The organism is Bradyrhizobium sp. HKCCYLRH3099, from assembly GCF_051167855.1.
Lineage (GTDB): Bacteria > Pseudomonadota > Alphaproteobacteria > Rhizobiales > Xanthobacteraceae > Bradyrhizobium.
Genome location: NZ_JBNPTW010000002.1, coordinates 602,884 through 619,835, shown reverse-complemented (window position 1 = coordinate 619,835; position 16,952 = coordinate 602,884). Strand labels below are relative to the sequence as shown.

The 16,952-nt window shown below is 66.4% G+C and carries 16 protein-coding genes; 8 read left to right on the top strand and 8 right to left on the bottom strand.

Annotation, left to right across the window (positions count from 1 at the left end; translation table 11 throughout):
- Position 1: 1 nt before the first annotated feature.
- From ACQR1Y_RS08275 to ACQR1Y_RS08265, 3 genes are all read right to left on the bottom strand, one after another.
- Positions 2 to 871, bottom strand: a complete 870-nt coding sequence (locus ACQR1Y_RS08275) for a tetratricopeptide repeat protein (protein WP_434876354.1) — start codon at positions 869 to 871, stop codon at positions 2 to 4.
- 96 nt (positions 872 to 967) lie between these two features.
- Complete coding sequence (locus ACQR1Y_RS08270; RefSeq protein WP_035640658.1) at positions 968 to 1,213, bottom strand: PilZ domain-containing protein; 246 nt, start codon at positions 1,211 to 1,213, stop codon at positions 968 to 970.
- Positions 1,214 to 1,331: 118 nt separating this feature from the next.
- On the bottom strand, positions 1,332 to 3,260 hold the full coding sequence (locus ACQR1Y_RS08265; protein WP_434876355.1) for an FAD-binding monooxygenase: 1,929 nt from the start codon (positions 3,258 to 3,260) through the stop codon (positions 1,332 to 1,334).
- Positions 3,261 to 3,359: 99 nt separating this feature from the next.
- Here ACQR1Y_RS08265 and ACQR1Y_RS08260 point away from each other — a divergent pair, with 99 nt between their 5' ends.
- Positions 3,360 to 3,812, top strand: a complete 453-nt coding sequence (locus ACQR1Y_RS08260; RefSeq protein WP_434876663.1) for a MarR family winged helix-turn-helix transcriptional regulator — start codon at positions 3,360 to 3,362, stop codon at positions 3,810 to 3,812.
- 462 nt (positions 3,813 to 4,274) lie between these two features.
- Here ACQR1Y_RS08260 and ACQR1Y_RS08255 read toward each other — a convergent pair whose 3' ends face one another.
- Positions 4,275 to 5,732, bottom strand: a complete 1,458-nt coding sequence (locus ACQR1Y_RS08255; RefSeq protein ID WP_434876356.1) for a flavin-containing monooxygenase — start codon at positions 5,730 to 5,732, stop codon at positions 4,275 to 4,277.
- A 149-nt stretch (positions 5,733 to 5,881) separates the two neighbouring features.
- Between ACQR1Y_RS08255 and ACQR1Y_RS08250 the strand changes: the two genes are divergently transcribed.
- Positions 5,882 to 6,607 carry a hypothetical protein gene (locus tag ACQR1Y_RS08250; protein WP_434859455.1) on the top strand — a complete coding sequence of 242 codons (726 nt, stop codon included), beginning with the start codon at positions 5,882 to 5,884 and terminating at the stop codon, positions 6,605 to 6,607.
- 145 nt (positions 6,608 to 6,752) lie between these two features.
- Positions 6,753 to 7,484 carry an alanyl-tRNA editing protein gene (locus ACQR1Y_RS08245; RefSeq protein WP_434876357.1) on the top strand — a complete coding sequence of 244 codons (732 nt, stop codon included), beginning with the start codon at positions 6,753 to 6,755 and terminating at the stop codon, positions 7,482 to 7,484.
- Positions 7,485 to 7,749: 265 nt separating this feature from the next.
- Here ACQR1Y_RS08245 and ACQR1Y_RS08240 read toward each other — a convergent pair whose 3' ends face one another.
- Positions 7,750 to 8,241 carry an AAA family ATPase gene (locus ACQR1Y_RS08240; protein WP_434876358.1) on the bottom strand — a complete coding sequence of 164 codons (492 nt, stop codon included), beginning with the start codon at positions 8,239 to 8,241 and terminating at the stop codon, positions 7,750 to 7,752.
- A 268-nt stretch (positions 8,242 to 8,509) separates the two neighbouring features.
- Here ACQR1Y_RS08240 and ACQR1Y_RS08235 point away from each other — a divergent pair, with 268 nt between their 5' ends.
- From ACQR1Y_RS08235 to ACQR1Y_RS08215, 5 genes are all read left to right on the top strand, one after another.
- Entirely contained in the window at positions 8,510 to 9,256 is a 747-nt protein-coding gene (locus ACQR1Y_RS08235; RefSeq protein WP_434876359.1) for a DUF6881 domain-containing protein, read from the top strand.
- Between the two features lie 184 nt (positions 9,257 to 9,440).
- On the top strand, positions 9,441 to 9,719 hold the full coding sequence (locus ACQR1Y_RS08230) for a PepSY domain-containing protein (RefSeq protein WP_434876360.1): 279 nt from the start codon (positions 9,441 to 9,443) through the stop codon (positions 9,717 to 9,719).
- Between the two features lie 39 nt (positions 9,720 to 9,758).
- Entirely contained in the window at positions 9,759 to 10,376 is a 618-nt protein-coding gene (locus ACQR1Y_RS08225; RefSeq protein ID WP_434859452.1) for a cytochrome b/b6 domain-containing protein, read from the top strand.
- A gap of 170 nt (positions 10,377 to 10,546) precedes the next feature.
- Complete coding sequence (locus ACQR1Y_RS08220) at positions 10,547 to 11,578, top strand: hypothetical protein (RefSeq protein WP_434859451.1); 1,032 nt, start codon at positions 10,547 to 10,549, stop codon at positions 11,576 to 11,578.
- Between the two features lie 107 nt (positions 11,579 to 11,685).
- Complete coding sequence (locus ACQR1Y_RS08215; protein ID WP_434859450.1) at positions 11,686 to 12,558, top strand: urea carboxylase-associated family protein; 873 nt, start codon at positions 11,686 to 11,688, stop codon at positions 12,556 to 12,558.
- A 73-nt stretch (positions 12,559 to 12,631) separates the two neighbouring features.
- On the opposite strand, the gene ahcY is transcribed toward ACQR1Y_RS08215, so the two are convergent.
- The 3 genes from ahcY to ACQR1Y_RS08200 all read right to left on the bottom strand — a co-directional run bounded on the left by ahcY (position 12,632) and on the right by ACQR1Y_RS08200 (position 16,877).
- A complete protein-coding gene (ahcY, locus tag ACQR1Y_RS08210) occupies positions 12,632 to 14,053 on the bottom strand; it encodes an adenosylhomocysteinase (RefSeq protein WP_434859449.1) in 1,422 nt (473 codons plus the stop codon).
- A gap of 201 nt (positions 14,054 to 14,254) precedes the next feature.
- On the bottom strand, positions 14,255 to 15,451 hold the full coding sequence (gene metK, locus ACQR1Y_RS08205; protein ID WP_434876361.1) for a methionine adenosyltransferase: 1,197 nt from the start codon (positions 15,449 to 15,451) through the stop codon (positions 14,255 to 14,257).
- Between the two features lie 76 nt (positions 15,452 to 15,527).
- On the bottom strand, positions 15,528 to 16,877 hold the full coding sequence (locus tag ACQR1Y_RS08200; protein ID WP_009028569.1) for a hypothetical protein: 1,350 nt from the start codon (positions 16,875 to 16,877) through the stop codon (positions 15,528 to 15,530).
- Positions 16,878 to 16,952 lie beyond the last annotated feature (75 nt).

The window sequence follows — 16,952 nt, the reverse complement described above, 5'->3', positions numbered from 1 at the left end:
CTCAGTCGTCGCTGCGGCTGAGCGCCTTCGCCAGCGCCTTGTCCGGCTGCCCCGCGACGGGGCGATCATGGCGCGGCGAGAGCTCGCGCTGCGCGACCTGGCGGCGCACCAGGATCTTCTTCACATAGGCGACATTGGCGCTCGCCTGCTCCGGCGGCAGGCCGGAGCGCGCGATGGTCTCGGCCTCGCTCATGCGGCCCTGAAGGCCAACGATGACGGCGAGATTGGTGCGGACGCGCGGGCTCGCATCGGGATGTGCAACGGCCTTGCGCAACTGCTCCTCGGCCTTCGGCAGCTCGCTGGACAGCGCGTAGGACAGGCCGAGATTGGACAGCACGGACGGATCATCAGGCGCGATCTTCAGCGCGCTGATGTAGTATTGCCGCGCCTCCTCGTTACGCCCCATCTGGTCGAGCACCGCGCCTTGCGCCGACAGGATGCGCCAGTCGGGATCCTCGGGCGAATGCGCCCGGCTCAGTACGTCGAAGGCCTGCTGGAAATTGCCGTTGTCGGCGAGCGCGCGGCCGTAGGCGGCGAGCAGCCCCTTGTGGCCGGGATTGGCGATGGTCGCCTGCTCCAGCACGGCCACGGCCTGCGCGCGCTGGCCGGTGGCACGCAGGGCGACGCCATAGCGCAGCGCGATGTCGGGATCGTTCGGCGTTGCGCGGAAACGCTCGCGGAGCTGATCGAGCTCGGCGCGCGGGTCGGACGCGGGCGCGGCCGGCTTTTCAGCCTTGCCGCCGAGCGCGCCGGTGATGTCGCCGAGGTCGGTGGTCTGGCATGCGCCAAGCCCGAGCAGGACGACGCCGAAGCACAGCGCGAACGCCGCCGGCCGGCGCAGAGGGAGAGATCGAGGGGGCCGCGTACGCATGCAACTGAACTACTTCGGGACCGATGATCTGCACGCTGGCAGATTAACCCTAAGGTCCCGTTAAGCGAGCGCGGCGGCCGCAACTCAATCCAAGAATCAGTCGATGAATTCGGCGCCGAACTCGCAGCCGATGCGCCAGGCAAGCCGGCATTTGCGCTGGTGGTCGGGCGCGAACACGATGGTGAACTGCGGCGGGATCTCGACGAATTCGGCGACCACCTTGACGCCGCCGTCGGAAATATCCGTCACGGTGCAGTCACGCGGCAGGCTGCCATTGCCGTAGTGGATCTTCGCGATCCTCCTGCACAGCCGACGTTCGCTCTTGCGACGGTTCGCCAACATCAACATCTCGCCACTCGCCCACTCAATCGTCCATCCTGAGATCGAATCTGTAGCGCGGAAAGATTTGGATCTGGCTATCGCGAAGGCCGGGAATCCGGCGATGTGATTTACATTTCGTTTACCTACCGGCGGCGGGCCGCATGAAGCCGGCGAAATAAGCGGCCAGCCTGCCGAAATCGTCGAGCGGCATCACGTCGGCCACATACTGGTCGGGCCGGACGATCACGAGGCAGCCGCTCGCGCGATCGATGCCGCGCATGGCGAAGATGTCATGGCCGCTCTTGAGGTCCGGACAGTACATTTTTTCGTAGTCGATCAGACCGTGGCGCCCCTTCTTCGGCAGCAGCAACGCCGGCAGGGCCTCAATCGCAAGCTCGCGATGGCCCTGCTGGAACACCGCCCTAAGATCGATGACGGCATCGATGTCGGCACCATCAGGCGTGTAGCGCCGCACGGGTGACGCCGCGTCGTCGGCGAGGAACCTGCACAAGCGGTGGATGGCGGCGTTCGGCGCGCTCGGATCCTCGGCGCCGGCGAAGGCGAACAGCCGGAAGCGGCCGTCCGCCTGCACGACATGACCGAGCTGCAGCGGCTTGGCATCGCCGAGCCGGATCACGGGCGCGGAATGGAAGCGCTTGCCGATCACAAGGCCCGCGGCCAGTTGCTGGAAGGTGTCGTCCCCGGTGAGGACCGAAGGCCGGTAACGGGTCGCGGTGCCCGCGGTGTAGCGGCCGTGGCGCACGAAATAGTCCTGCGTCTTCGCCGCGTCGGCGCCGCCCTGCTTGGCGGCCGAGGCGAGAATGCCCGACCATTCGCGATCGAAATCGATCAGCTCCTGCGCGATCGCCTTGCGCTCGGCCGAGTAGCTGTGCAGCAGCTCCGGCGCGCAGCGCCCGCCGAGCACGGCGGCGAGCTTCCAGCCGAGATTGAAGGTATCCTGCATCGACACGTTCATGCCCTGCCCCGCCTTCGGGCTGTGGGTATGGCAGGCATCGCCGGCGATGAACACGCGCGGCAGCCGCGAGGCGACCTCCGCCTCCGGCACGTCGTCGAACTTATCGGTGATGCGCTGGCCGATCTCGTAGACCGACCACCACGCCACCTCCTTCACCTCGAGCGTATAGGGCGCGAGAATGCGCTGCGCCTTGGCGATCACCTCGTCGACAGTGATGTTGCGCCCGGCGACACGCTCACCGACCTCGAGCTTGGCGAGCTCGACATAGAGCCGCACGAGATAGCCCCCCTCGCGCGGGATCACCAGCAGGCTGCCGTCCCTCGATGATTGGATCAGCGACTTGAAGCGGATGTCCGGGAAGTCGGTCACGGCGAGCACGTCCATCACGCCCCAGGCATGATTGGCGGAATCGCCATGCAGCTCGCGGCCGATCGCCTTGCGCACCACGCTGCGCGCGCCGTCGCAGCCGACGACATAGCGTGCCTTGATGGTCTCGACCTGCCCTTCATGCGCGGGATCGATGCGGTCGAAGCTGACGGTCACGCCGTGCGCGCCGGCTGGCGCGGCCGGGTCGATCGCGAGGTCGCGCAGCCGCCGCGAGTAATGCGGTTCGAGCCGGCTCGCCGAGCGGCGCATGATGTCGAGAAAGAAATCGTGCACGCGGGCCTGGTTGAGCACGACATGCGGCATCTCCGACAGACCGTCCTCGACGTCCTGCACGCGGCCGCTGCGCGTGATCTTCGCGCTGTCGGCGGCATCGGGCTTCCAGAACGTCGTTTCGTTGATCCAGCAGGCTTCCCTCAGTACTTTGTCGGCGAAGCCGTAGGCGTTGAACATCTCCATGGTGCGGCAGGCGATGCCGTCGGCCTGGCCGAGCAGCAGCCGCCCGGGCTTTTGCTCGACAATGCAGGTCTTGATCCCGGGAAAGGCGGAGAGCTGAGCGGCGAGGTTGAGGCCGGCAGGGCCGCAGCCGACGATCAGGACGTCGACCTCGGACGGCAGCGGGCCGGTCGCGCCCGAACTCGCCACGCGCTCGGCGGCATCGGCAATGTCAGGGTCGCCCGGCTGGAATCCGTTGAGATGGAATTGCATGTGGCGCCCTCCCGCGTTGTTCCTTATTGATCAGTATGCTGATCATCAGTATGCTTGTCAAGCGAGCGAGGGAGATTGGACTTGGCCGAGATGCAGGACATGCCGGGGCACCTGGCGCGGCGGTTTCAGCAGATCGCGGTGGCGGTGTTCCTGGCAGAGGTCGAGGCGGTCGGCTTCGACCTAACGCCGGTGCAATACGCGGCGCTGGCGGCGATCGCGGCCAATCCGGCGATCGACCAGATCACGTTGGCCGGCCTGATTGCCTATGACCGCACCACCATCACCGGGGTGATCGATCGCCTCGCGCAGAAGGGTCTGGTCGTCCGCCAGGCGAGCCTGCGCGACCGGCGCGCGCGGGAGCTTTCGATCACGGCGGAGGGACGACGGACACTGGAGGCGATCACGCCGGCGGTCGAGGCTGCGCAGCGGCTGATGGTGCGCGGCCTGACGGGGGCCGAGGCGAAGGAGCTGGTGCGTCTGATGCAGAAGGCGATTGCCGCCGGCAACGACCTCAGCCGCGCGCCGCTGCGCGAGGGCGCGGCGGAGCGGTGAGTGTTGACAGCCGAGGATGTGACCCGCTCATTCGCCCCGAGCGCCGCCGCGCTCCCTCTCCCCGTTCTTCACGGGGAGAGGGAGCGCACCGTCATCGCGGCGGCGACGTTCGTCCTGCCTGTGCAACACCGGTCTCAGTGACAAAACCTCTGCCTGAACACGCCCGCTGGCGTGTTCCAGGATCGGCGCGCAAGCCCCCCGGGTGCCGATCCTCTCCATGAACACGCCTCTTGGCGTGTTCATGGTCGGTGTGCAAGGACCGCTTGGGTGCCAGAACCTCATGGTGAGGAGCGCCGCGGGACTGGTGGAGACAACGCGCAGTGTTCGTTGCGGCGCGTCTCGAACCATGAGGCCACTGCTCGGGCCTCGCCCTTCGAGACGCCCGCCTATAGGCGGGCTCCTCAGGGTGAGGAGAGATAGTTCGCGGTGAAGCTCAGTCGGCCTGCCGAGGCAGATGTCAGATCACGAATACCGCATCACCCCGTCATCCACCTTGCCGAAACGCAGCGAAACGATGTCCAGCGCGTAGTTCTGGTAAAGCCGCCAGGGCCGCTTCGAGCCCTGCTTTGGCAGGTCGGCGATCGACCGCTGCACATAGCCGGAGCTGAAGCTGAGCGACGGCAGCGGCGTGACGGTGGTGTCCTCATTGTGCGGCACGCATTGGCGGTAGCCGTGCCGGTCCATGTAGTTGAGCAGGCGGCAAACATATTCGCAGGTCAGGTCGCATTTCAGCGTCCAGGAGGCATTGGTGTAGCCGAGCGTGGCCGCGAGGTTCGGCACGTCGGAATACATCATGCCCTTGTAGTTCAGGGTCTTGGCGAAATCGATCTTGCGGCCGTCGACCACCACTTCGATGCCGCCGAGGACCTGTAGCACGAGTCCTGTCGCGGTGACGACCACGTCGACCTCGAGCTCGCTTCCATCGGACAGGCGCAGGCCGCGCTCGGTGAAGGTCTCGATCCCCGCCGTCACCACTGACGCCCGCTGCTCGCGGATGGTCTTGAACAGGTCGCCGTCCGGCACCAGGCACAGCCGCTGATCCCATGGGTTGTAGCGCGGCGTGAAATGGGTGGCGACGTCGTAGCCCGGGCCGAGCGCGGCGCGCACGCCGCCGAGGATGAGCTGCTTGACGCGCTCCGGCTTGCGCCGGCTGAGCTGGAAGAAATACATCCCGAACAGCACGTTGCGCCAGCGGATCAGGTGATAGGCGAGGCTCGCGGGCAGATGCCGGCGCAATTTGTTGGCGAGCGCATCCTGCGCCGGACGCGACACCACATAGGTCGGCGAGCGCTGCAGCATCGTGACATGCGCCGCGGTCTTGGCCATGGCCGGAACCAGCGTGACGGCGGTGGCCCCGGAGCCGATCACCACCACGCGCTTGCCGGCATAGTCGAGATCCTCAGGCCAGGCCTGCGGATGCACGATACGGCCCTTGAAATTCGCCATGCCCTTGAAGTCCGGCAGATAGCCTTGTTCGTAGCGATAGTAGCCCGAGCACATGAACAGGAAGCAGCAGGTGATCTGCACGGTGTCCGTGCCCTGCTCCGTCGTCCGCTCGGCTTCCACCGTCCAGCGCGCGTCCGCGCTCGACCAGGACGCACGGATGACGCGATGGTTGAAACGGATGTGGCGGTCGATGCCGTTCTCGGTCGCGGTGTCGCGAACGTATTTCAGGATCTGCGGCCCGTCGGCGATCGCCTTGGGATCGGTCCACGGCTTGAACGAATAGCCGAGCGTATACATGTCGCTGTCGGAGCGGATGCCGGGATAGCGGAACAGGTCCCAGGTGCCGCCGATGGCGCCCCGCCCCTCCAGGATCGCGAACCGCTTGCCCGGACATTTGTGCTGCAGATGATAGGCGGCGGCGATGCCGGACAGTCCGGCGCCGACGATCAGCACGTCGACATGTTCTGTTGACATGAGGCGGTCCTGGCGTTCCCTGAAGCGAGCGTCTTGCGTCTCGTCACCGACAGTTGCAACCCTGCTCGCCGCTGTCAAATCGGCCGTGCATTGGCATTCGATCAACTCTCCTGCTCTATCAAGATGACCCCGATGAGACGGACCTCGCGATGAACGCCCCCGACCCGCTTCAGCAGACGCCCGGCGACGGCAGCAGCCGGGAACGCGACAGCGTGCGGGCCAAGCGCATCGCCCTGGGCTTTTCGCTGACCGCGATCGGGCTGGGAGCCTGGTCGCTGTTCCCCAGTTTTCCGGCCGGGCAACTGATCGCGGTGGTCACCGTCATTCCGCTGCTGGCGCTGATCCTCACGCTGCGCTTCCCCGGCCTGTTCAGGATCGGACTCGGCTCCGGCTACGGCGCCAATCTCGGCACCGGCTGCATCGTGGCCGCCGGGACGCTCGCTGCGCGCACGCTCTCGGATGTCAACCTCGTCAGTTGGCTGCCGCTCACGGCGTTCGCCATCGCCGTCGCCATCATCTTCCTGGTCGTCGCCATGCGGTTCGAAACCCAGCTGCGCCGGCGCGGCTGGCGGCTGCTGCTCGCGTCTGTCTTCGTCGGCGCCTATGCCTTCGGGACGCTCGGCCAGTTCAACACCGCACTCGATCGCTCGGCCCCGGCCCTGCTGCGCAGCCGGGTGCTGTCAAAACACCTCGGCCACAGCCGGCTCGCGGGCCACCAGGTGACGCTGGAGGCCTGGGGACCGTTCGCAACGCCGACGCAGGCGCATGTGCCACAGGCACTGCACGAGCGGCTGCAGCCGGGCGACACCGTGTGCCTGCGCCTGCGCGACGGCGCGTTTCGCATGGCGTGGTTCAGCGTGGCGGCGTGCCGGTGAAGGACGGCAGGCACATTGCACGGATCAACCACGCTGCGTAGACTTCGTAGCCCGCATGAGCGCAGCGACATGCGGGTCTCATGCGCATTCTCGGTGAACCCGGATGTCGCTGCGCTCATCCAGGCTACGCAGCGATCCCATTCGCATGACCGACTTTCTTCCTCGTCCCTTCGCCGTCGAACATCCCGAGGTGCTGAGCCTCGACATCGCCACGCTGGACGCGCGCCCGGGCGCGGTGCTGCTGGCGCGCTCGCCGTTCTATCCGGGCGGCGGCGGCCAGTTGCCGGACCGAGGCACGATCGCCTGGAACGGCATCGTGCGTGAGGTCGTGGGCTTCGAGGCGACCGCCGAGGGCCTCTGGCACCTGATCGGGGACGAGGCCATTCCCGACGGGACGATCGAGTTGCGCGTCGACCCTGCCTTCCGGCAGCGGATGTGCGAGCAGCACACGGTGGCGCACCTCGTCAACAGCGCGGTGTACACGCTGTTCGATGGCGCGCTGCTGACCGGCGTCCGCATGACCGACACCGACGAGTTCAGCGTGGACTTCGATCTGCCGAAGGTGGCGCCGGAACAGCTGCGCGCGGTGGAGAACGCGGTCAACGCCGCGATCGCCGACGACCGCCCGGTGCTCACCTTCGACATGGAGTACGACGCGGCGCAGGCCACCGCCGGACTTTTCCGCGCCAAGTCCGTCGCCCCGCCGCGCCAGGCCGACGGCATGATCCGCATCGTCGACATCGACGGCCTCGACCGCCAGGCCTGCGGCGGCACGCATCTGGTCTCGACGGCAAAGGCGCGGCGGATACGGATTCTGAAGGTCGACAACAAGGGCCGGCAGAACCGAAGATTTCGGATCGGCTCGGGTGCGGCATAGACGCGCCGTTCAACGCGTCGCCGCCACGTCGTCATCGATGAAGGCCAAACTCTCTCCGGCGTCATTCCGGGGCGCGCGCAGCGCGAGCCCGGAATCCATAGCCACGCCTCCCCTAGAGCGTGGGTTGATTTCTCCACGAGGATCTGACCGCTCATGCCGGCCTGTGGCTATGGATTCCGGGCTCATTCGCACGTCCGCTCGCGCGAACGTGCGAATGCCCCGGAATGACGGGCGGATGGAGCTGGCCCTTGCGCGGCCAGCGACGTCAGGGCCGATGCACGATCACGTCGAACCCTTCCTCGGGCGTCGGCGCCACGAAGTACGACGTGAACAGGTCGAACTCCTCGTCCGTCACCGTGAAGGCATGCCCACCCGCTTCGTTTCGCGCCCGCAGCCGCGCCTTGCAGATCTCGTCGGGGACGTCGAGATGATGCAGCTGATGCGGCACGCGGGCCGCCTCGAACAGGCCGCGCATCCAGGCGCGGCTCGCCAGCGTGTTGGCGGGGAAATCGAGCACGACCGAGACGCCGGCGCGCAGCAGCGCGACGATATGCGGGCCCATCACCGCACGCAGCCGGGACGAATTCCGCACATAGTCGGCAAGGCTGGTCTGCTCGCCGGGATAGAGCTGCGCCAGCCAGTCGTCCTCGGCGATGACAACGGTTGCCGGGCGCCGGCCGAGTTCCGCCACGAGCGTCGACTTGCCGGCAGCGATCTTGCCGCACACCAGGTGCAGCGTGGGTGGGTTCGAAGACATGATGAAAGACCTCCGGCGCCAGCTCGGGCACTCGACACGTTCACAGATAGTTCGCAGGCAGCGTCGCCCGGCCCGACGGATCAGGCCGGGTCGGTAATTCGGCGCCCGAGGGCCGCGCCTGCGAGGTGGACGTGTGAGATCATGCCGGTGATCTTGTCAGAGATCGGAGACGTCGTCCAGGGAGCACCTTGCCGGCGTTGACGATCCGCGGGCCCGTCCCGTTACAATGGCGTGCTGCACCGATCACCATCGTCCCCTTGCGTTCGATGTGCGCAGCATCGGCACCTCCGGCCCATTCAATGACGAGCCTTCCATGACTCACGCCGAACAGATCTTCGACTATCGCTTTCCGAACGTGGACATGGCCATCGTGACGGTGAAACGGCGACTGACGGAGCTCGCGGCAAGCCACGGCTGGACGGTCGAGGCATGGCAGGAGGGCGGGCTCGGCGACGCGTCAGGCGTGCTCCTCAGACTCGGGTCCGGTCGCATTGTTCTGCTGATGGAGCTGCGTCACCAGATCGAGCATTTCGGCGCGACAGGGCCGACCGCCTTCATCGATGGCGCCGAACTCGCCACAGATGGCGTCGCGCTCCTGGTCACCGAGCTCCTTGCCGCGCTGGGATTGAGCGAGCAGGAGACGAGCTGGATCGCGCCGCCCGAAAGCCAACGAGCCGCGCTGGACTTGATCAACCATCTTCGCTCCCGGCCTCCGCCGCCGTCGGTCGGACCGCCGCACAGCTACATGCACACGATCAATCCCCCGGACGGCGATACCGAAATCGAGTGCTATGGCGAGCTCGACCGCGATCGTTGTCCGATCCGGTGGATCAGGATGTATCCCGACGGCCGGCTCGAGACCTGCAGTTTCGCTCAGGCGAATTGGCGCGACGTCATGCCGGAAGGCACGATTCCGTCGCTTTCCGAGATCAATGCCCTCAGCGGATTTTCCGCGCGAGAGATCTCGGCGTCCGACTTCGAGGCGGTGTGGCGGAAGGCACTGGGCTTCAAGTGATGAGCGAGACCTAACGTCGCGGATGCGGGGGCAAGCGCGGCACCCCTTGTTTTGCAGCTTCGGGACGAATTTGGAAGTCCTCTAAGAGCGATTCCAGCTGCCGCTCCGTTGACACATTCATGCCATTGCCGTCTTCCCTGATCCCACGATGCATCGTGTTTGAATTTGCTCATTGGAGGGATTGATGAGACTGACCACTGCCGCCGTCATCGGCGCCGTACTCGCCGGCTTCGCCATCTCGCCGGCCCTGGCCGACGGCTACAAGGACTGCACCAAGCTCGACAAGGCCCAGTGGAAGCCGGCGGCCGAAGCCGAGGCGAAGGCCAAGGCGCTGGGCTACGAGGTGCGCCGCTCCAAGATCGAGGGCAGCTGCTACGAGGTGTATGGCGTCAAGGAAGGCAAGCTGTACGAGCTGTTCTACAGCCCGGAGGACCTCAGCCTGAAGCACACCGTCGCCAAGTAGTCGGCAGAGGCGTCATCCGGCGCGGCTGGATGACGTGACATGATACCGATGCACGGCACAGCTCCCAGCGCCAGCGTGAAGACCCCGGACCCGGCCGAGACGGTGCAGGTCTGGGACCTTCCCTTGCGCCTGTGGCACTGGCTGCTGGCCGTGCTGGTGCTGATCGCCTGGGTGACGCCGAACGTTTATGATGGGCTGCACCGGGTGGCGGGCTACGCAATCCTCGGGCTGCTCGCGTTCCGACTGATCTGGGGCCTGATCGGCACGCGCCATTCGCGCTTTCGCAGCCTCAAGGCGCGGCTGCGCGCGACGCCCTCTTATTTGTGGAGCCTGCGGCGCGGCAAGACCGGCCGCTATCTCGGCCTCAATCCCGCGGGCACGGCGATGCAGCTTGTGCTGCTGCTCGTGCTGATCGTCTCCGCGGTCACCGGCGCGATGCAGGTCACCGTGCGCTTCTTCGGCCTCTGGTGGGTCGAGGACACCCACGAGGTGACGTCGTATCTCTTGATCCCGCTCGTCGTGCTGCATGTCGCCGGCGTCGTGCTGGTGAGCCGGATGCAGGGCGAGAATCTCGCGCGCGCCATGCTGACCGGGCGCAAGCTGCTGCGGCGGACGATGCCTCGCGCGCACCGCGACCGCCCAAGACTCAACTCATAAGCGACACACGGAACTCGCAATCCGCGGCCGTTGCGCTGATGTCACAGGTCACGCAAAAGCTGCCGGCGGCACACGCTGTGATATTGCGCCCGGCCGCCCGGCACCGAACAATCGCAGGTATCGGATGCCTGACCGCTCCTGCTCGCAGGGGCCTGGATCTCGGAGGCCGGATGATGAGCTCGCAGCAGTTCACCACGCGTGCGTTGTGCCGATCTTTTGTCCTCGCCGGCTGCGTCATGGCCTGGCCTGCCGGCGCTGCCGAGCCGGAGGCGGCGACGCCAGTCGTTGCAGAGGTCACGGCGGTGACCACGACCGAGGCCGCGGCTGCGCAGCCGCTCTCGTCGGAAACGGCGCTGACGACGGCATCGATCACGCCGTCGGCGGCTCTCCCTGCCGACGAATCGCCGGCACCGTCAGGCGACATCCCGAAGCCCACCGTCGCCAGCGCCGATCGTATCGAAATCCTCGACGAGTGCCCCGATATCGACGCCTGCGTCGACCGCTATCTGTTCGCGCTGTATGAGCGCGCGCCGAAGCTGGACAAGATCAGGGAGACCGAGCGCCGCGTGGTCACCATCAAGCGCAAGGGTCGCTTGGTCAAGGTGACGCGCAGCTTCACCAGGCTCGTGGACAATGATTTCACCTGGAAGGATCCGAAGGCCGCCGAGCGCGTCGGCCGCAGCATGGCGGAATACGTCATCGGCGGCATGGACCGCGGCTTCAAGCTGAAGCTGTTTCACACGCTGCACGCCGCCGAGGCCGCAGGGCTCGCGCCGGGCATCACCAGCGGCTTCCGCGACGATTATCGCCAGGAGATCGCCAGCGGGCTGAAGGCCGCCAGCAACCGCTCCTATCACGGCGGCAGCCTGCGCGGCGGCTACGGCCATGGGCTCGCGGCCGACATCGTCAGCGTCAACGGCGCCACCCGCGCGCAGCGCTGGGTCGCGACCGAGCAGCTCTGGAAGTGGGTCGACGCCAATGGCAAGAGCTATGGCATCGGCCGGCCCTATCTCGATCGCGACCCGCCGCATGTCGGCCCGGTCGACGGCGAGGAATACACCAAGCACCGCACGCCGGCCGTGAAGCTCGCGGCGGCGGAGACGAAGAAGCATAAGCGGATCGCAGCGCGGTCGGAGCATCATCCCGCCAAGCGCGCGAAGGCCGTGCGCGCCTCGGCGCTGGGCTCGCGACGGACCGGCTGACGCAGGCCAGTCGATCGGCCGTCCGGACGGCAATCGGCCGCCCGGGACAGAAGCGGCCGAGAGGCGCTATGGTGACGGTCTCCCACCTGCCGCCTCATGAGACGATCATGCCATCACAATCGCCGCCCGAGCCCGCCGATGCCGCCGCACGGCGCGCAGTCCGCCCCGCCATTGTCTATCCCGCCGGCACGCTGCCGCGGCCGGACATGACGATGCTCGAGGCGGCGCGGCAGACGCTGAGCAAGGTCGACGAGGTGATCGTGCCGCCGCGCGATGCGCGCAGCTTTCGGGTGGCGCGCGGGCAGTTCTTCCGCATCGTCAGCATCGAGGGCCCGCAGGTCGGAGACCTCAATCTGTGGCATGCGCATGATCTGTCCGAGCGCTTCTTCAGCGGCAAGACGCGGGCGCTGCATGCCACGCACGTCTCCACCGGCGACCGGCTGTGGAGCACCATGCCGAACCTGCGGCCGATGGCCACGATCAGCTACGACACGCTCGGCTGGTACGGCTTCGACGCCGACGGCGCCGGCATCCACGACGTGATCGGCACGCGCTGCGATCCCTACACCAACCGCCTGCTCAGCGGCGGCAGCTATGACTTCTGCTGCCATTCGAACCTGTCGCGTGCGCTGGCCGCCGAGCTGAAAGCAGAGCCGCGAGCCGTCGAGCATCACGTGCACGACGTCCTCAACGTCTTCATGTGCACCGGCTTCACCCGCGATACGCATCAGTACTTCATGAAGGCGAGCCCGGTGCGTCCCGGCGACTTCATCGAGTTCCTGGCCGAGATCGACCTCATTGGCGCGCTCTCGGCCTGCCCGGGCGGCGACTGCGGCGCGACGCATTCGAGCGATGCGGCGGCCTGCCATCCGCTGCGCGTCGAGATCTACGAGCCCGACCGGACGCGGCTGGCCGGCTGGCCGTGGCCGCAGCCGAACGACTATCATCGCGGCCACGGCGCGGCGCGCGCGGGCGGCTGAACGGAGCTGGACAAACAAAAGGCCGGGGCGATGCCCCGGCCTTCGTCGTCTCCGCCGCGCGTGAGCGCTGCGATCAGTAGCGGTAGTGGTCCGACTTGAACGGGCCTTCCTGCTTGACGCCGATATAGGCGGCCTGGTCGGGACGCAGCTCGGTGAGCTTGACGCCGATCTTGGACAGGTGCAGGCGCGCGACCTTCTCGTCGAGCGACTTCGGCAGCACGTAGACTTCCTTCTTGTACTTGCCGTCCTTGTTGTTGGCGTAGAGCTCGATCTGCGCCAGGGTCTGGTTGGTGAACGACGCCGACATCACGAAGGACGGGTGGCCCATCGCATTGCCGAGGTTCACGAGGCGGCCTTCGGACAGCAGGATCATGCGCTTGCCGTCGGGGAAGGTGATCTCGTCGACCTGCGGCTTGACGTTCGTCCACTTCAGGTTCTTCAGCGAGGCGACCTGGATCTCGTTGTCGAAGTGGCCGATGTTGCAGACGATGGCGCGATCCTTCATCGCGCGCATGTGCTCGATGGTGATGATGTCCTTGTTGCCGGTGGCGGTCACGAAGATGTCGGCACGCGGCGCGGCGTCTTCCATCGTGACGACCTCATAGCCCTCCATCGCCGCCTGCAGCGCGCAGATCGGATCGATCTCGGAGACCATGACGCGGCAGCCGGCCTGGCGCAGCGAGGCGGCCGAGCCCTTGCCGACGTCGCCGAAGCCGGCGACCATCGCGACCTTGCCCGACATCATCACGTCGGTGCCGCGGCGGATGCCGTCGACCAGCGACTCGCGGCAGCCATAGAGGTTGTCGAACTTCGACTTGGTGACGCTGTCGTTGACGTTGATCGCGGGCCACAGCAGCGTGCCGGCCTTCTGCATGTCGTAGAGGCGATGCACGCCCGTGGTGGTCTCTTCCGACACGCCCTTGATCGACTTGGCGATCTCGGCGAAGTAGCCCTTCGGCTTCTCCTTGAGCTGCTTCTTCAGAAGCGCGAAGAACACCTCCTCCTCCTCGGAGGCCGGCTTGTCGAGGAACGCGGTGTCGCCGTTCTCCGCGCGCAGGCCGAGATGGACGTACATGGTGGCGTCGCCGCCGTCATCGAGGATCATGTTCGGGTGGCCGCCGCCGTGCCAGTCGAACAGCTTGGCGGTGTAGTCCCAATAATCGACCAGGGTCTCGCCCTTGACGGCGAACACCGGAATGCCGGCGGCGGCGATCGCGGCGGCGGCGTGGTCCTGGGTCGAGTAGATGTTGCAGGAGACCCAGCGGATGTCGGCGCCGAGCGCGGCCAGCGTCTCGATCAGCACCGCGGTCTGGATGGTCATGTGCAGGGAGCCTGCGATGCGCGCGCCCTTCAGCGGCTGCTTCGGGCCATACTCCTCGCGCGTCGCCATCAGGCCGGGCATCTCGGTCTCAGCGAGCGAGATCTCCTTGCGGCCGAACTCGGCGAGCGAAATGTCCTTGACGATGTAGTCGGTAAAGCCTGGCTTGGCGGTCATGTCGGGTTTCCTGGTCGGATGAATTCGAAACTGGTCGTGACGAACGAAGAGAGACGCGTCGAGGCGCAGTCCAGATCACTCCCCCCGTTCCTCACGGGGAGAGGCAACGGCGGCCTTCTGCCGCCGTCTTCAGTCTGACGACACCGATGCGAAGCATCGGCTGTCATCTCTCCCCGCGCGCGGAGAGAGATGACGTATGCATCACACCGCGCGCTTGAGCGGCTCGACGAGGTCGGTCTTCTCCCAGGAGAAGCCGCCCTCATTGTCCGGCGTGCGGCCGAAATGGCCGTAGGACGACGTGCGCGCGTAGATCGGGCGGTTGAGGTCGAGGTGGGTACGGATGCCGCGCGGCGTCAGGTCCATGGCCTTGGCCACGGCCTTCTCCAGCGCATCCTCCGACACCTTGCCGGTCCCGTGCGTGTCGATATAGATCGACAGCGGCCGCGCCACGCCGATGGCGTAGGCAAGCTGCAGGGTGCAACGGTCGGCGAGACCGGCGGCGACAATGTTCTTGGCGACATAGCGCGCCGCATAGGCGGCCGAGCGGTCGACCTTGGTCGGGTCCTTGCCGGAGAACGCGCCGCCGCCATGCGGAGCCGCGCCACCGTAGGTATCGACGATGATCTTGCGGCCCGTGAGGCCGGCATCGCCGTCGGGACCGCCGATGAAGAACTTGCCGGTCGGATTGATGTGCCAGATCGTCTTCGGAGTGATCCAGCCTTCCGGCAGCGCCTTGCGCACGTAGGGCTCGACGCGCTCACGCACCTGCGCCGAGGTCATGTCCTCGACCAGATGCTGATGCGAGACCACGATCTCCCGCACGCCGACCGGCTTGCCGTTCTCATATTGCACGGTGACCTGGCTCTTGGAGTCCGGGCCGAGCACCTTTTCGACGCCGGAGTGACGGGCTTCCGAGATCAGGCGCAGGATCTTGTGGGCGTAGAAGATCGGCGCCGGCATCAGATCCGGCGTCTCATTGGTGGCGTAGCCGAACATGATGCCCTGGTCGCCGGCGCCCTCTTCCTTGACTTCGCCCGGCTGCAGCGCGTCGACGCCCTGCGCGATGTCGGCGGACTGCGGGTGCAGCAGGATCTCGATGTCGCAGGTCTTCCAGTGGAAACCCTTCTGCTCGTAGCCGATGTCCTTGATGGCCTCGCGGACGACGTGCTCGATGTGCTCGTTGGTGACCGAGGACGGGCCGCGGGTCTCACCGGCGATCACGACCTTGTTGGTGGTGGCCAGCGTCTCGCAGGCGGCGCGGATAGCCCACGGATCGATGCCGGCCTTCGGTCCTTCGCGGTAGAACAGGTCGACGATCTCGTCCGAAATGCGGTCGCAGACCTTGTCCGGATGGCCTTCGGACACCGATTCCGACGTGAACAGATATGACGCGCGCATCAAGCAACCCCTTCTTTGCCGCCCACGGCGGTCGTTTGTATTGATCTCAAGGTGACCTCGATTGATCCCCAGGATGTCAGTCGCGACGCCGCGAGATGACGTAGGACTCGTCGTAGAACCACAGCCCGTTGTGCTTTCGCAGGACCTCTCTGGCGGCGTCGAGCGCGCGGGACGAGTGGGCCACCTCGGTCAGGCGGTCTTCCTCGATCTGCGCGACATACACCGCCGCGTTCCAGGCTGCAAAGGCCGTCGAGGTTCCGATCGCACCGGTGACCTCGTTGGGCAGAGCCTCCATCTCATACCTGAAAATCGAGCGATTGTCCGCATAGGCGTTAAAATTTAAGTCCCGCCCACTGGAGCCCAGCTCGTACTTGACGGCGCGCAATAGCTCATGGCGGCTGACCGAGAAAGGATTTTCTCCGGGCCACACCGCCTGGATGATTTCCAGGCCCGGATCCTGGCCGTGGGAGTGGATTCCGATCAGCCGGCCGCCGGGCTTCAGCGCCCGGGCCAGCGGTGCAATGATGCGCTTGGCGCGGAAATTCACCGAGGACCGCGCCCGGTAGGGCTGCGAGGCGATGATCAGGTCGAAATTGGCCTCGACCCGCCCTGCCCTGGGGATGATGTTGTCGAGCAGGAAGCGGTGATCCTCGCGGTACAGCACCAGCGCGATCGGCCGCTCATAGACCGGCATGCCCGTCCGCTGGGAGACATTGGCGCGCCAGTTCTGCTCCAGGAACGGCTTCAGCGCCGTGATCTGGGCCTCGAAATCCCCCGAGGAATCGCCCTGCAGCACGACCTCGTGCCAGATCATCGAGGCCGCCACCGAGGGCGAGGCCGGCGTCAGCCATGGCGCCTCGGCATAGTTCATGTTGGTGAACACGAACACCGAGGCCGGATGCTCGAACAGCCGGTCCGGCACTTTTTCGAGGGTCAGCCGGACGTCCTCGAGGCTCAGCTCCTTGCCGGCGACATAGAACGGAATGTGTGGAAAACGGCCGTGCATCGTGCGCAGCACCTTCGACAGCACGGTGCCGTCGCCGACGCCCGCGTCGAACAGCCGCAACGCGGGCGGACGCGGGTGGATGCTAGCGAGCTCCAGGCCGACGCGCTCGGCGACCACCCGCTTCTCGCTGCAGGTGTGCACGAACAGCAGATATTTCTGCCGGTTCTCGAAGAAGCGGAAATTGCTCTTGGGGTCGCGCTTCTCCGGCACCACGTCGAGCCGCGGCGGCGGCAGCGTGCCGGTGGACGCCGCGATATAGGCCTGGATGCGGTCCAGCGTGTCGATGGTGATGCGCTTGCCCTCGCGCAGCCGCTGCACGAGCTTGCCGTCGTTGACGGCGCGGCGGCCGAACGTCGATTCCGCCATGTCCGACTGGCGGCAGAACTCCGTGATCTGGGCGAGCAGCTGGTCGTTCTTCATGCGGCCGGAGGGGTGGGAAGCGAGGGTGGGCAGATGCCCGTTGGCCCAACGTCCTAGCACCTTCTGCCCACCAAT